Here is a 15,018-nt window from a genome sequence, read left to right on the forward strand (position 1 = left end):
TACGCCGGCGGCTCCAGTGTCTCCTGCGCCATCGCGCAAACCCTGGAGCCACCAGCGCCCCCCAAGAGCGACCGGCGCTCGCGTGAAGCCGCCGGCGTGAGCCGGTGATGCCGAGAACTTTGCACGCACACACTGGAGCCACCAGCGTAAGCTGGTGGTGGAATCCTGGATTGCGCTGAAACACCTCCAGCTAACGCTGGAGGCTCTAGTTATCAATTCATTTGTTCTAGAGCCACCAGCGTAAGCTGGTGGTGATGTTGGTGGTGGAATCCTGGGCGGCGCCAAGACAACGCCGGCTTACGCCGGCGGCTCCAGAGTTGGGATTCTTTTGAAATCGAACACCTCGGGCTTACGCCCGAGGCTCTCTAGCGTTTGCGTACATGGCGCGTCGGCCGTCACACGTCCAGGTTTTGCACCTCCAGGGCGTGCCTTTCGATGAACTCGCGTCGCGGTTCGACCTTTTCCCCCATCAACACGCGGAACATCTCGTCGGCGGCTCCGGCGTCCTCCATGGTCACCTGGACCAAGGTGCGATGGGTGGGGTCGAGCGTGGTATCGCGCAACTCCTCGGCGTTCATTTCACCGAGACCCTTGAAGCGGGTGATTTGCAGGCCCTTTTCGCCCGCCGCTCGGACCGCGGCCAGCAGTCCCCGCAAGTCGTCCAAACCGTGCTCGGCGTCGCCGCGGCGGAAGATGAAGCGCGGTTTTTCGTCGCCCGGTCGCTTGATCGGAAAAAGCCCGTCCAAATCGAAGCCCATCTCGCGAAGATCGTTGAGCAGGTTGTTGATGGTGCGGACCTCGTGCAATTCCACGATGTGGACGCGCCCGGCCTCTTCGGCGTCCTCCGCTTCTTCTTGGGCTTGGGGGGTCTCCTCTCCGTTGCGATCGGCCTGAACGAGCAGGTCCTTGCCGGTCTCGGCCTCGCGCTGTTCGAGGAAATCCTCCATCTCCTTGCGACCGGTAAACCAGTAATCCTCGGCGCCGAGGAAGACGTGATAGACGGGCAAGCGGCCGGTGGCGGGATCGCGCCGCCCGGCGTGCTCGCGGAGGCTGATGCCGCGGCGTTCCAGGGCCATGACGGCGGTCTCCATCGAGGCCAGCGTGCGGCAGAGGCGATCCAGCTCGGCGCCCTGAATCACCCGACCGTCGCCGCACTCGAAGACGGCCTCGGTGATGCCCGCCTCCAAAAGCTGGCTCTTCATCTCCTCCTCGGTCTGCACGTAATAGACGTCCTTGCGGCGCCGGACGCGATACAAGGGAGGCTGGGCGATATACACCATTCCCGCCCGAACCAACTCGAACATCTGCCGGTAAAAGAACGTCAACAGCAACGTCCGGATGTGGGAACCGTCCACGTCGGCGTCGGTCATGATGACGATCTTGCCGTAGCGCCGGCGTGCGAGGTCCAAGTCCTCGCCGATGCCCACCCCCACCGCGGAGATGATGCTGCGGACCTCCTCGTTGCTGAGGACCTTATCCTCGCGGGCCTTGTAGGCGTTGATGATTTTACCCCGGAGCGGCAGGATGGCCTGGAACTCGCGGATTCTTCCGCCTTCGGCGCTTCCGCCGGCGGAGTCGCCCTCCACCAGATACAACTCGCAGCGATCGACTTCGCGGCTGGTGCAGTCGCGGAGTTTGCCGGGCAGACCGCCGCCGCTGAGCGCGCCCTTGCGCTCGCGGACCAACATGCGGGCTTTGCGGGCGCTTTCGCGGGCCTCCGCCGCCAAGAGGGCCTTTTGCAGAATCGCCCGCGCCGTCTTCGGGTTCTCTTCCAAGTATTTCGCCAAGAACTCCCCGACCGCCGAATTCACGATGCCTTCGACCTCGCCGTTGCCCAACTTGGTCTTGGTCTGGCCCTCGAACTGCGGATGCGGCACGCGGACGGCGAGCACGCCGGTCATGCCCTCGCGAAAATCGTCGCCGGTGGGGACCAGGTCCTTGAACATGCCGCTTTCGCGCCCGTACTGATTCAGCGTTCGCGTCAAGGCCGCGCGAAACCCGGAGACGTGCGTCCCGCCCTCCGTGGTGCAGATGTTGTTCACGTACGAATGGAAGTTCTCGGTATAGTCGGCGCAGTATTGCAGGGCCAATTCCACGGCCACGCCGTCCACCTCGGTGCTCATGGAGAGCACGTCGCCGTGCACGGCGCCGCTGGCGCGGTTCAAATACTCCACGAACTCCACGATGCCGCGTTCGAAGCGGAAGACCTCGCCTTGATTGCTCCGCTCATCGCGAAAGTGAATGGCCAGGCCCGCGTTCAAGAACGCCAACTCCTGAAGTCGCCGCCACAACGTGTTGTAATTGAACTCGGTGACGGGGAAGATTTCGTGGTCGGGCTTGAAGGTGGTCTTGGTTCCCGTGCGCTGGGTGCTGCCGATGCGGCGGACGGGACCGGTGGGAATGCCCCGCTCGTATTCCTGCTGATACACGCTGCCCCCGCGATGGACCTCGACCACGCACCACTCGGAGAGGAAGTTGACCACGGTCACACCCACCCCGTGCAAACCGCCCGACGTGTAGTAGGCGCCTTTGCTGAACTTGCCGCCGAACTTGAGCACGGTCATCACGCCTTCGAGGGTGGAGATACCCAGGACGGGATGCGTTTCCACGGGGATGCCGCGACCGTTGTCCTCCACGGTCACCGAACCGTCGGCGTTGATGGTGACCCAAATGTGCGAGGCATAGCCGGCCATGGCCTCGTCCACGGAGTTGTCCACGACTTCGAAGACCAGGTGGTGGAGGCCCCGCGTGCCGGTATCGCCGATGTACATGCTGGGCCGCTGGCGGACGTGATCGCGGTCGCTGAGGTGCTCCAGTTTGTCGGCGGAGTATTCGTTCTGGCCCTCCACCGCGCGAAGATTGATCCGTTCGATGTCCGCACCTTCGTCCGCGGGTCGCGGAGCGGTTTCGGGATTGGGAGTCGAAACCTCCGGGGTTTCGCCCTCGCCCGCCGGTTCACCGTTTCCGTCTCGGTTTGCGTCCTGTGATGCCGCGTCCACTTGCTTGACGTCGTCCGTATCCATGTTCATTCGCAACTCGTTTCGGCGCAATGCCGCTTCCGCGTGTTCAAACAGGCGCCGCGCGTATGGGGCGCAGCGCCGCCGCTAACGATCAGGATCGCTTCTCAAAGTCGCCCGCGCTGCCGATCCGAAAGCGGAGGCTGCGGATCTTCCAATCCGGCAGGTGTTGCCGCAAACCTTGCAGCAACGCAGCGCGGCGGAACATCATCTCTTGCAGCAGGGCGGAGGTGCGTACGCGCACCTCGATGCAGCCCCCTTTCCCCTTGACGACCGCGGTGTGCTCGCTCCACTCGCCGACCACCTCGCGCCAGGCCGCGGTGAGCTTTCGGTGCTCGTCGAAGCGTGCGGCGCCCGATCGGGCCAAAATCTCGCTGACCACTCGGCCCAACCATTGCGGCCCTCCGTACCCGCGTTGATCTTGACGCCCCCGCATCGGGCACACTCCTTTCGATCGTCTTTTCGCCGCTTTCGGCCGACCCGTCAGGAGGCGGACGTCGGATCCAGCGGCATCACCAAATGGTTGTAGCCGTCGTTGGTGGCGGCCAGCACGGCGGTATTCGGTCCCCAGACCTTCCACGTCACGGTCCCTTGATCGTCCAAGACCCGCAGAAAATCGACCACGAATCGCGGGTCCAAACGCACCGCCACCTCCTCGCCCTCGTAGGCGATCGGCAGTTCGATCCGCGACTCCCCGAATCGCGAGCCGCGCGACGAGAGGACCATGTTTCCGGAGACCAAGGTGTACAGCACCGAGCGGTGATCTTCGTCCGTCATGACGGCGGCCTGCCGGGTGACGGAGAGCAATTCCCCCACATTCAATTCCAAGACCACCGGATTTTCGCGCTTCGGGAAGACGTTCCGCCAATTGGGAAAGCGCCCTTCCAAAAGCCGCAGCGTGACCGCGGTGGAACCGATTTGGACCTGGGCCGATCCGTCCTGGATGGCCAACTGGATAGGCTCCTCACCGTCGCCCAGAACCCGTTCCAGCAGTTGAACGCCGCGGAGCGGCAAGACCACGCCTTCTCCGGGCTGATGTTCGCCTACACGATCGACGGGGCCTTCTTGGATGGCCATCCGCCGGCCATCGGTGGCCACTGCGTACCCGGTCTTCTCTCCCAGTTCGAAGTAAACGCCGCCCAAGGCGTAACGCGTGCTCTGCGGATCCGCGGCGAAGGCCGTCCGCACGATCATTTGGCGGAGCAACCGCGAGGGCAACTGGTGATAGTTCTCCGCCGAAAATCGGGGCACCTCCGGGTACTCCAGAGGGTCGGGCGTGGGGAACTGGAACTCGCTACGGGCACCCAGCAGCAGCACCGTCGTGCCCGTCGACTCCAGTCGCAACTTTTCCTCCCGCGATTCCCGCAAAGTCTGCATCACCAAACGAACGGGAAGCAGGGCCTCGCCGGGGACCTCCGTCTCCACGCCTGCCAATTCGCACCGCAAGCCCACTTCCAAATCGGTCGCTTGAAGCACGCATTCGCCGTCCTTGCAGTCCAACCGCGCATTTTCCAGGACCGGCTTGGGCGTTCGGGTTGGCACCACCGCGGCGGCGGTCTGCAATGCCTGCAACAGCTTCTCCCGCTCGAACGTAATTTTCATGATTCCAACCCTTCGTCAAGACTCGATATCGCGTTCGTCTATCTCTTGAGTAAACCGGTTACTCTTCTTAGTCCGCAAGGTACAGTCGTTTTCACCAAGCATCCGAACTATCCGGATGTGCTCTTGCAACAGCGTCTTCATGATCGTTGCGATCGATTCCATCCGAAAGTATTGCGGCGGACTGAGAGTCTCCCAGGATGTTGCCGATAACCTATTCCTAGAGGCTGGTTTCCTCTGACTCATCTCCTGATCTTATCCAAATCTCCCTGCGTAAACGCCTTTCCCAAGCTCGCAGGATCGGAAACCGACACCCGGCAGGGCACTCTCCTTCATAGGAGATATTTCTTTCTTGCTATGGTTATAGTGCGACGACGCTAGCGGTTGATAACCCGGTTCTCCTCGGGCGTATGCCTGCTGCCAAACACACTTTGCGACTTCGGCACGGTGTTGGAAGAGGCTGTTGGATTCTCGTTGGTTTCCCGTCAACGATCGTCAGCGATTGTTGATGGTTCCGTCCTTTTCAAAAGGCCGTGTCAATAAACGGTCGGTTATTGACATGGATTGACATCGCGGGTGTTCTATTTGGTAACTATCTGATTGTTATAAAACACGCTTATTATCTATATTAACTATTCACGCGAGAGCGTCTCTTTTCACATTCGAACTTCGATTTCTCGGCGATTTCGGTCACGGTAAGGCGAAGGCAGGGATCCCGGTCGATGGCGGATTGCGCTTTGCGCAAGGCGTACGAAATGGTGGTGTGGTCCCGTCCGCCCAAGATCTTCCCGATTTGCCGCAGGCTCTTGCGCGAGAGCGTGGCGATCAGATATACGGCGGTCTCCCTCGCCCGGACGACGGTCCGCGACCGACTGGGTCCTTTCAGTTCCGCGACGGGTACCCGAAAGTACCGCGACGTAGCGCGGAGGACTTGGCCTGGGGTCGGCGGGACGGGTCGGTCCATCCGCTTGAGCAACTGCTTGGCGGTCGTCAGGTCGATCGTACCTTCGCCCGCCAAAAAGGCGGCGCTCGCGGCCAGACCTAAGACTTGACCGGCGGGACCCGGGCATTCGTCCACCAGGTACTCCAAGGCCGCCGGCGTCGCCCTCAAGCCGCGCTTGCCCAGGGCCAAGCAGAGCAGTCGGGCGCGGGCGGGGGGCGAAGGGTACTCGACCGGCAGCGCATACCCGCCGCTCAGACGCGAGCGAAGTCCCTCGCTCAGTCCTTGCAGTCGAGTCGGATGTCGTGTCGCGGTGACGGCCAAGCGCATCAGCCCCTGTTCCACCCGGCGAAAGATACTTAGCAATTCGATTTCCGCCGCCGGGTAATCCTGCAAATGGTGAATGTCGTCGAGCAGCAACCATTGCGCTCGCTTCCAGGTTGCCCGAAACGCCCCGGTGCGTCCCTCGTCGATCGCGGCGGTCAGGCTCCGTACAAAGTCGGGCGCCGCGGCGGCAAGCACCTTGTCGCCCGGAAACACCGCCCGCAGGATTCCCCATAGCAATCGCAACAGGTGCGTTTTGCCGCTGCCCGTCGGACCGTACAAGACCAGCGAGAAGGGACCCGCCTTCGGCAACTCCAGCACATGCTGCATGGCGGCCAGGACTGGCAGGTTCTCGTCGCCGGTGACAAAGGGCAAAGGGGCATCGCGCGGGATCGAGAAAGCTTCCCCCTCCGGTCCGCTTTCCACCACGTGCACGCCGGGTAGCACGATTTCCGCGCGCCGCGTCATCACCGCCGGGGTGCCCTCCCCATTACCAAAGGGACGGTTCCAGGGAATTCCCAATGAGCCTCGACAAAGCCGATATTTTACCAGGTTTGCGGTCGTCTTGCGAGTCAAGCAGCGGTCGAACCGTCCACCGCGTGCGGGGGCGCGATACCGCTACCACAGAACCAGCCCGACCCTGCGATTTCCCTGCCAGTTTGACAGTCGCAGCCTGTCCACGGGCCCACCCATGGGACCGCATCGGCGTCTTCCACACGGCAAGAACGGTTGCCGTATTATCCGCGCGATGGTCCCCGGCGATCCCCGGAAAACAAGACTTATGGTTTGCCGAAACGGCGAAGATTTGCTAGATTTACGGCACTTTTCGGGCGCTTCGTCGTCAAGGGGGCAAGGGATGTCCCCGCGCTTGGGGCGATTTGGGAGAGGAAAGTGGGCGATTGCGGATTATGATTGGGGGAGGATATTCGCGGTTCCGCCTGCATTTGGCACATCAATTGCTAACATAAAGGTGGCGTTTTCCGGCGAGCCGAGGTGGTCTTGCCCGTCCGGAGGGTCCGTGATGCAGTTGTCAGCTCCAGCCTTATTGATTACGGACGACGATAGCCGTTTGCGGCAGACATTGCGCGAATTCTTGGAGGGGCAGGGTTACGCGACGTACGAGGCGGGCGACGGCGAGGAAGCGCTCCATATTTTGGAGCGGCGGTCGGTCCACGTCATGCTACTGGACTTGCACATGCCCAAGCTCAGCGGACTGGAGACGCTGCAATTGGCCCGCAAACTCCACGTGGTTTTGCCCTGCATCTTGATGTCGGCGGAATTGGACCCGGAGGTCATCGAGAAGGCCCGGGCGAACGCCGTCTTCGAGATTCTCGCCAAGCCCTTCTCCGTGCGGCAGGTGGCCTCCGTGGTCCGCGACGCCTTGCGAACGGCCTACGACTGGTCGGTGTAGGCCTTTCTCAGAGTTTTGGAGCGTCTAGCGCTTTTGAAGCGTTCGGCGCCGTGGGAGCCTCCAGCCGAATGGGAGCCTCCAGCGTAAGCTGGAGGTGTCTCGGCGCAAGCCAGAATTCACCACCAGCTCACGCCGCACCACCAGCTCACGCTGGTGGCTCTAGAATTCCACTACCAGCTCACGCTGGTGGCTCTAGTGTTTCACAACGAGCTAACGCTGGTGGCTCTAGAATTGATTTTCGAAAACGTTTCAAGGAGCCACGAGCGCCTCTTGGAGTCTCCAACGTGGAGCCTCCATCGCTTGGAGCCTCCATCGCTTGGAGCCTCCAGCGTAAGCTGGAGGTGTTTCGGCGCGACCCAGGATTCCACCACCAGCTTACGCTGGTGGCTCTAGAATTCCACTACCAGCTCACGCTGGTGGCTCTAGAATTGATTTTCGAAAACGTTTCAAGGAGCCACGAGCGCCTCTTGGAGTCTCCAACGTGGAGCCTCCATCGCTTGGAGCCTCCAGCGTAAGCTGGAGGTGTCTCGGCGCAACCCAGGATTCCACCACCAGCTTACGCTGGTGGCTCTAGAATTCCACTACCAGCTCACGCTGGTGGCTCTAGAATTGATTTTCGAAAACGTTTCAAGGAGCCACGAGCGCCTCTTGGAGTCTCCAACGTGGAGCCTCCATCGCTTGGAGCCTCCAGCGTAAGCTGGAGGTGTCTTGGCGCAACCCAGGATTCCACCACCAGCTTACGCTGGTGGCTCTAGTGTTTCACAACGAGCTAACGCTGGTGGCTCTCTAGGGAGGGAAGCTACGCCAGGCCTTTGCGGACGGCCCAGACGGCGGCCTGCGTGCGATCGCTGACGCCCAGCTTTCGCAGGATATTCTGCACGTGCTCCTTGACGGTCTCGACGCTGATGTCGAGCGAAAGGGCGATTTCCTTATTCGAAAGGCCGAGCGCGATGTGCCGCAGAACCTGGGCCTCGCGCTGCGTGAGGGAGATGTCGTCGTCTTCAATGGGCGCCCTGGTCTGCATGGCCTGAGCGATCGTGCCCATCTCGCCGGAAAGGGTGGGCGGTTGATGCGCCGCCGCCCCCTCGATCGCGCGGAGAATCTCTTCCCGAGAACACCCCTTCAGGACGTAGTCGCAGGCGCCCAGGGCGACCGCCCGGGCAACGTACGTGGGATTCTGAAACGTCGAAAGGATGACCACGCGCGATGTGACGTTCCGCTCGCGCATCTTCGCCAAGGCCTCCAAACCGTCGAAGTCGGGGAAGCGGATGTCGAGGAGGATCACGTCCGGATGCGATTCGACGGCCTTTTGCACGGCTTCTTCACCGGTGCCCGCCTCCGCAACGATTTGAATGTCCGTCCCGGCCAAGAGTTGCCGTAAACCCCAACGAATCACCTCGTGGTCGTCCGCGATCATCAACCGAATGGCCATCTCTGGTTCTCCGAAAGAGTGTCATCCCTCCGAGCGATTGCCGAAGAAATCGGGAGCGTTGGGCGGAATCCGCATCGGCCGCTTTCACCCAACTCGGCAAGAAGATGCACTCCCCAACGATGTCAAACCACTCTAAAGGTACCACAACAAGGGCGGGTTTGGCAACCTCCACGATAGGGAAAGTTGGGAAAAAGGAAGGGTGAAGTGACAATAATCGGCAGTGACGATCACGACGTTTGATACAATCCTAACGCCTGCGGATGGCAACAGAAATCTTTTGCAAACATCCCACGTTGACTATCTTCTCGGCGTAATGTAGATATTTTGCGACGGATCGTGATGCGCGGTCGGGATCGCCCCATCCTTCGGGGCAGACCCATCGATGCCGCTTTGCCCAGGGAGGTTTGCCTGGTTTGCCTCGAACGAGATACCCTTCCCATGCCCGCCAACACGATCAAAGCCTCGCTCCTGCTTGTCGACGACGATCGGCATGTTCTCCAGTCGATGTCCGTCTGGTTGAGGGATCAGGGTTATCGCGTGGACACGGCGACGGGCAAGACGGAGGCCCAAGCCCTGATCGAACGGAAAAGCTACGACGCGGCCTTGGTGGACGTACGCTTGCAGGATGGCGACGGGTTCGAACTCTTGGCGGAGTGCCGCCGCCTTCGCCCGGAGATGCCGGTCATCCTCATCACGGGGTACGGGTCGGTGGACGCGGCGGTGGAGGCATTGCGGGCGGGGGCCTTCGACTTCCTCACCAAACCGCTGATCGACGACGAGTTGGCTTTGGCCATCCAGCGGTGCCTCCATCAGAGGGAGGTCGTCGAGGAGAACCGTAATCTCAAAGCCCAACTCGACATGCGTTATGGGCTGGAAAACATCGTGGGCCGCGATCATCGCATGGTGCGAATCTTCGACGTGATCGAGGCCGTCGCCGACACCAAGGCGACCGTGCTGATTACGGGAGAGAGCGGGACCGGGAAGTCGCTCATAGCTCGGGCGATTCACCGCCGCAGCGCACGCCGCGACAAGCCTTTCGTGGAGGTCGCCTGCGGCGCCTTGCCCGAGACGCTACTGGAAAGCGAACTGTTCGGCCACACGGCGGGGGCGTTCACGGGTGCCACGGGCGAGAAGATCGGCAAGTTCCAACTGGCGCATGGGGGCACCATCTTCCTCGATGAGATCGGCACAGCCAGTCCCGCCTTACAGGTCAAGTTGCTCCGCGTTTTGCAAGACTACCAATTCGAACAGGTGGGAGGGTCGCAGACGTTCACCGTCGATGTGCGGGTAATTTTGGCGACGAACGAGGACCTGCAAAAGGCCGTCGCGGACGGACGCTTTCGCAGGGATCTCTATTACCGCATCAATGTGATCAACATCGAGCTGCCGCCGCTCCGCGAACGCATCTCGGACATTCCCTTGCTGGCCGACCATTTTCTGAAAAAGATTTGCGAGGAGATGGGCCGACCGGTCAAGACCCTGTCTCCGGAGTCGGCGGCGATCTTGCAGGCCTATCGCTGGCCCGGCAACGCCCGAGAACTGCAAAACGTGCTGGAACGCGCCGTGTTGCTGGGGCGCGGGCCGGCGATCGAACCGGAAGACTTGCCCGCCGAGTTGCTGACGCAGATGTCGGGCGACGTGACGCCCGCCGACGCCGCACCGCTCAAGCAGGCCTTGCAACTTCCGGAGCGGCAGATCATCTTGCAGGTGTTGGAGATGAACGGATGGAACCGGCAGGCCGCGGCCAAGGCCCTGGGGATCAATCGAACCACGCTTTACAAAAAGATGAAGCGTTTGGGGATCGAGGCCCCCCGCGGCGACGCCAGACCGGTCTCGGCCTAGCCGGCGGCTCTAGAGTTCGCACCACCAGCTCACGTGGTGGCTCTGGAGTAAATAGTTCCAGCGTTTGATTGTGTAATTGTGAAATCGTCTTCTGGAGCCTCCAGCATTTTAGAGAGCCTCCAGCGTAAGCTGGAGGTGCCTTGGCGCAACCCAGGATTTACCACCAGCTCACGCTGGTGGCTCTAGGATTCGATTTCGTAATCGTTTTTCTATAGACACCTCCAGCGCGCAGGGCGCTTCCAGCATTATCAGGAGCCTCCAGCGTAAGCTGGAGGTGCCTTGGCGCAACCCAGGATTCACCACCAGCTCACGCTGGTGGCTCTGGAGTTCACACCACCAGCTGACGCTGGTGGCTCTAAGACGCTCGCTTCCGCGGGGGTTGGCGTGTCGTATAATTCGACACGGGGCGCAGAAATTGACCACGCGACGTGCTAACCATCCCCGGTGATAACGAAGTTTTCGCGTCGAGGTCCGGCTTCGGAACGGCCTTTTTGTCGCCTCGCGCCCAACGCGGCGGCGATGTGCCGCATGGGAATGGAAGTTGCAATCAAGCTCCCGGCGAAGACTGCGCGCCAAGAGGCATCCACCACCGGTGGATCACTGGATTCCACCACCAGCTCACGCTGGTGGCTCTGGAGTTCACACCACCAGCTCACGCTGGTGGCTCTAGAGTAAATAGTTCCAGCGTTTGATTGTGTAATTGTGAAATCGTCTTCTGGAGCCTCCAGCATTTAAGAGAGCCTCCAGCGTAAGCTGGAGGTGCCGTGGCGCAACCCAGGATTCCACCACCAGCTTACGCTGGTGGCTCTAGAGTTCACACCACCGGCTAACGCCGGCGGCTCAAATGTTGTTCGACACTACGCGGGGTTTAGATTCACGTTCGGAGGAGAGGTAATTATGTCCGACTGCGGTTTGCGAACGGTGACGTTGCGGCGAGTTGTGCGATCGCATCTTGGGGCGGCGGCAATGCCGGCGGCGGTGTGCCTGATCCTGGTCGCCGGGGTCTGTCGTGCCGCCGAGGCCGACAACGCATCTCCGCCGCGGTTCGGCCCGGACCCGGCGGCGTATCGGCAGGTCGTGGATCGCGGCATCGCTTACTTGGTGGATCGCGGACAGGCCGCGGACGGTTCGTTCAGCGGCGAAACCGGCATCGGCATCACCGCCTTGGCCGTGACGGCCCTGTTGCAAAACGGTAAGACCGTGAACGATCCGGCGGTCCGCTCGGGTCTGGCGTTCCTTGAGAAGCATGTCCAGCCCGACGGCGGAATTTACTTCCCCGGCACGTATTACAAGAACTACGAGACCTCCATCGCCATCATGTGCCTGCATCAGGCCGACGCGGAGCGCTACCGCCAAATCATCGAGAACGCGGAGCGGTTCGTCAAAGGCATCCAATGGGATGAATCGGAGGATCAGACGCCCGCCGATTATGCCTACGGCGGGGCGGGCTACGGACGTCACCGCAGGCCCGATCTCTCCAACACCGCCTTTCTGCTGGAGGCGTTGCGGAGCATCGGGCGCGGTCCGGACGATCCCGCCGTTCAAAAGGCCCTGATCTTCGTCTCACGCTGCCAAAACCTCGAGACCGAGCACAACACCACCCCCTTCGCCGCCAAGAACCCCGACGGCGGATTCTATTACACGCCCGCGGCGGGCGGGCAGAGCATGGCGGGTGAAACTCCCACCGGCGGACTCCGCAGTTACGCCTCCATGACCTACGCCGGCCTGAAAAGCATGATCTACGCGGGTTTGAAGGCCGACGATCCCCGGGTCAAGGCCGCCAAGGAGTGGATCGCCAAAAACTACGACCTGGAATCCAACCCCGGCATGGGCCAGCAGGGGCTTTACTACTACTATCACACCTTCGCCAAGACGATGGATGTCTTGGGCGAACCGATCTTTACGGACGCGGCGGGCAAGGCGCACGATTGGCGGGCCGAGTTGTTCGATGCCCTTCGGCAGCGGCAGCGGCCCGACGGTTCCTGGGTCAACGAGGCCGACCGCTGGATGGAAGGCGATGCCAACCTGGTGACGGCCTACAGCTTGATGGCCCTGTCCTATTGCCGCCCGTAGGCGTGGAGTCCCCGCGATGGGCCGTTCCTACACCTCCAGCTCACGCTGGAGGCTCCAGTTCTTGCGGCGCTATCGCGCAAACCCTCGCGCCACCAGCGCAATTCTTGAGCCACCAGCGCTCTCCTGAGCCACTAGTGCTCTCTAGAGCCACCAGCGTAAGCTGGTGGTGACGCCGGCGCTGGTGGTGGAATCTTGGGTTGCGACGAAGCTACCGCTAGCTCACGCTAGCGGCTCCAATAACGTTGCGTTGCGTTATGGCGCGAACTAGAGCCACCAGCGTAAGCTGGTGGTGGAAGCTACTGGTGGAAGCACGGAAAGGAAAGCCGCAATCTCGGCGCGGCGCACTTCGCGTTGCGCGACCCGGGGTCTATAATGGGAATTCCTACTTTCTTGAGCAACGTATTGGTAATTGAGCGACAGGGAGCACAGAGAGCATGAATTCCCCCACGGATCCCAAGGTCTTTTGGCACGAGCACGCCGTTAGCCGTCAGGAGCGCGAGCAGCTTCACGGGCATAAGGGCTGCGTGTTGTGGTTTACCGGTCTGAGCGCCTGCGGCAAGAGCACGGTGGCGAACCTGGTGGATCACCGGTTGCACGCCTTGGGATGCCATAGCTACGTGCTGGACGGGGATAACATCCGGCACGGCCTGAACGCCGCGCCCGCCATGCTCAAGGAGCGGCACGGCGAGGAGTTCGCCAAGCGTTTCGGACTGGGGTTTTCGGCTCAGGATCGGGAGGAGAACATCCGCCGGATCGGAGCGGTGGCCAAGCTCTTCGCCGAGGCCGGTGTCATCGCCATCACGGCCTTCATCAGCCCGTACCGTGTTGACCGCGACCGCGTCCGCGCCTCGATGCAACCGGGCGACTTCATCGAAATCTACATGAACGCCCCGTTGGAAGTCTGCGAGGCCCGAGACCCCAAGGGGCTGTACAAGAAGGCCCGGGCGGGAGAGATCAAGGGCTTCACCGGCATCGACGACCCGTACGAACCGCCGCTCCAACCCGAATTGACGTTGGACGCCGGCAGTCGCTCGCCCGACGAATTGGCGGAGGAAGTGTTGGCGTACCTTCGGGCGCAGGGCATTCTGTCGCGGTGAACGACGCGCGTCGGCTTCGATGAGGCTCTAGCTTGCGCGTTGGTTTCGATGAGGCGCGCCGCGCGGTTGCTCCACCTCGGGCTGACGCCCGAGGCTCTTCTTGAGTGGCGCAATGCAAATCCTGGAGCCACCAGCGCAACTCTTGAGCCACCAGCGTAAGCTGGTGGTGGCGTTGGCGCTGGTGGTGGCGCCGGCGCTGGTGGTGGAATCCTGGGTAGTGTTAAAACACCTCCAGCTTACGCTGGAGGCTCCCCAAAGATGCCCGAGGCTCACGTTCAAGTTCACGTTCACGCCGGCGTTCGCGCTTGGGTTTACGAGTTGATTTCAACGATGACCCGCTTTAATTTCAACGATGACCCGCTGCCAGGCCGACTCCCGTGCGGCGAGCGTTTCGGCCTGCTATGCTGGAGTGCGCCGGGGATGGCAGCGGAGACACGCAGTTGCGAAAACTTGGGGAGGATCGGGCCATGGGAAAGCTACGCCTTGCCGTGATTGGGGCCGCGGGTCGCATGGGCCGGCGGATCGTCGCTCTGGCGACGGAAGATCCGAATTTGATGGTCACGGCCGCGCTGGATGCCGCCGAGCACCCGCAGATGGGCCAGGACATCGGCGTGGCGGCGGGCGTGGGACCGCTGGGAGTGTTGCTCCGCCCCGACCTCAGCGCCCCCGCCGACGTGGCCATCGACTTCTCTTCGCCTCATGCCACGGACGGCGTGCTGGCTTTGTGCCGCGAACATCGCCTGCCGTTGGTGTTCGCCACGACGGGCATCTCGGCCGAACAGCAGGGGCGATTGGAGGCTTTGGCGAGGGAGATCCCCATCGTGCAGGCCCCCAACATGAGCTTGGCCGTCAATTTGGCCATAAAACTGGCCCAAACCGCCGCCGCCGCGCTGAGGGAACATGACGCCGACGTGGAGATCTTGGAACGGCACCACCGATTCAAGGAGGATGCGCCGAGCGGGACCGCCTTGGAGTTCGGGCGTGTGATCAGCCGCGAAATGGGGCAGACCGTGCATCGCCACGGACGGGAGGGACGCCCCGGCAGTCGACCCCGCAACGAAATCGGCTACCATGCCGTCCGCGTGGGCGATAACCCCGGCGAGCACAACGTGGTCTTCGGCATGTTGGGCGAGACGGTGGAGATCATCGTTCGGGCGACCAATCGCGACGCCTACGCCAAAGGGGCTTTGGCGGCGGCCAAGTTCGTCGCGCGGCAATCGCCCGGCCTCTATTCCATGCGCGACGTCTTGAACCTGTAACGGCCAATCGAGCCAACCGTTCCC

The 15,018-nt window shown here is 61.8% G+C and carries 11 protein-coding genes; 6 read left to right on the forward strand and 5 right to left on the reverse strand.

Annotated features, from left to right (window positions below; genetic code table 11):
- Positions 1–395: 395 nt before the first annotated feature.
- The 4 genes from ACYQ6J_RS14975 to ACYQ6J_RS14990 all read right to left on the reverse strand — a co-directional run bounded on the left by ACYQ6J_RS14975 (position 396) and on the right by ACYQ6J_RS14990 (position 6,348).
- The gene (locus ACYQ6J_RS14975) at positions 396–3,029 is read right to left on the reverse strand and encodes a DNA gyrase subunit B (RefSeq protein WP_460184991.1); all 2,634 of its coding nucleotides are present in this window, start codon (positions 3,027–3,029) and stop codon (positions 396–398) included.
- A gap of 82 nt (positions 3,030–3,111) precedes the next feature.
- Positions 3,112–3,453, reverse strand: coding sequence for a DciA family protein (locus ACYQ6J_RS14980; protein ID WP_460184992.1), 342 nt, complete (start codon positions 3,451–3,453; stop codon positions 3,112–3,114).
- 47 nt (positions 3,454–3,500) lie between these two features.
- Positions 3,501–4,619 carry a DNA polymerase III subunit beta gene (gene dnaN, locus ACYQ6J_RS14985; protein ID WP_460184993.1) on the reverse strand — a complete coding sequence of 373 codons (1,119 nt, stop codon included), beginning with the start codon at positions 4,617–4,619 and terminating at the stop codon, positions 3,501–3,503.
- A 625-nt stretch (positions 4,620–5,244) separates the two neighbouring features.
- Positions 5,245–6,348 (reverse strand): DnaA/Hda family protein, encoded by a 1,104-nt coding sequence (locus ACYQ6J_RS14990; protein ID WP_460184994.1) that lies wholly within the window; start codon positions 6,346–6,348, stop codon positions 5,245–5,247.
- A gap of 553 nt (positions 6,349–6,901) precedes the next feature.
- Between ACYQ6J_RS14990 and ACYQ6J_RS14995 the strand changes: the two genes are divergently transcribed.
- On the forward strand, positions 6,902–7,291 hold the full coding sequence (locus tag ACYQ6J_RS14995; RefSeq protein WP_460184995.1) for a response regulator: 390 nt from the start codon (positions 6,902–6,904) through the stop codon (positions 7,289–7,291).
- 799 nt (positions 7,292–8,090) lie between these two features.
- On the opposite strand, the gene ACYQ6J_RS15000 is transcribed toward ACYQ6J_RS14995, so the two are convergent.
- Positions 8,091–8,723, reverse strand: coding sequence for a response regulator (locus tag ACYQ6J_RS15000; RefSeq protein WP_460184996.1), 633 nt, complete (start codon positions 8,721–8,723; stop codon positions 8,091–8,093).
- A gap of 438 nt (positions 8,724–9,161) precedes the next feature.
- On the opposite strand from ACYQ6J_RS15000, the gene ACYQ6J_RS15005 reads away from it, so the two are divergent.
- From ACYQ6J_RS15005 to dapB, 5 genes are all read left to right on the forward strand, one after another.
- Entirely contained in the window at positions 9,162–10,565 is a 1,404-nt protein-coding gene (locus ACYQ6J_RS15005; RefSeq protein ID WP_460184997.1) for a sigma-54-dependent transcriptional regulator, read from the forward strand.
- A gap of 897 nt (positions 10,566–11,462) precedes the next feature.
- Positions 11,463–12,638, forward strand: coding sequence for a prenyltransferase/squalene oxidase repeat-containing protein (locus ACYQ6J_RS15010; RefSeq protein WP_460184998.1), 1,176 nt, complete (start codon positions 11,463–11,465; stop codon positions 12,636–12,638).
- A 434-nt stretch (positions 12,639–13,072) separates the two neighbouring features.
- Positions 13,073–13,735, forward strand: coding sequence for an adenylyl-sulfate kinase (gene cysC, locus ACYQ6J_RS15015; protein ID WP_460184999.1), 663 nt, complete (start codon positions 13,073–13,075; stop codon positions 13,733–13,735).
- 100 nt (positions 13,736–13,835) lie between these two features.
- A complete protein-coding gene (locus tag ACYQ6J_RS15020; RefSeq protein ID WP_460185000.1) occupies positions 13,836–14,057 on the forward strand; it encodes a hypothetical protein in 222 nt (73 codons plus the stop codon).
- Positions 14,058–14,202: 145 nt separating this feature from the next.
- Complete coding sequence (gene dapB / locus ACYQ6J_RS15025; protein WP_460185001.1) at positions 14,203–14,994, forward strand: 4-hydroxy-tetrahydrodipicolinate reductase; 792 nt, start codon at positions 14,203–14,205, stop codon at positions 14,992–14,994.
- Positions 14,995–15,018: the final 24 nt, after the last annotated feature.

Source organism: Thermopirellula anaerolimosa (assembly GCF_054657335.1).

Coding starts and splice junctions, on each gene's coding strand:
- ACYQ6J_RS14975 (WP_460184991.1), bottom strand. CDS start 3,029: ATGAACATGGATACGGACGACGTCAAGCAAGTGGACGCGGCATCACAG.
- ACYQ6J_RS14980 (WP_460184992.1), bottom strand. CDS start 3,453: ATGCGGGGGCGTCAAGATCAACGCGGGTACGGAGGGCCGCAATGGTTG.
- dnaN (WP_460184993.1), bottom strand. CDS start 4,619: ATGAAAATTACGTTCGAGCGGGAGAAGCTGTTGCAGGCATTGCAGACC.
- ACYQ6J_RS14990 (WP_460184994.1), bottom strand. CDS start 6,348: ATGACGCGGCGCGCGGAAATCGTGCTACCCGGCGTGCACGTGGTGGAA.
- ACYQ6J_RS14995 (WP_460184995.1), top strand. CDS start 6,902: ATGCAGTTGTCAGCTCCAGCCTTATTGATTACGGACGACGATAGCCGT.
- ACYQ6J_RS15000 (WP_460184996.1), bottom strand. CDS start 8,723: ATGGCCATTCGGTTGATGATCGCGGACGACCACGAGGTGATTCGTTGG.
- ACYQ6J_RS15005 (WP_460184997.1), top strand. CDS start 9,162: ATGCCCGCCAACACGATCAAAGCCTCGCTCCTGCTTGTCGACGACGAT.
- ACYQ6J_RS15010 (WP_460184998.1), top strand. CDS start 11,463: ATGTCCGACTGCGGTTTGCGAACGGTGACGTTGCGGCGAGTTGTGCGA.
- cysC (WP_460184999.1), top strand. CDS start 13,073: ATGAATTCCCCCACGGATCCCAAGGTCTTTTGGCACGAGCACGCCGTT.
- dapB (WP_460185001.1), top strand. CDS start 14,203: ATGGGAAAGCTACGCCTTGCCGTGATTGGGGCCGCGGGTCGCATGGGC.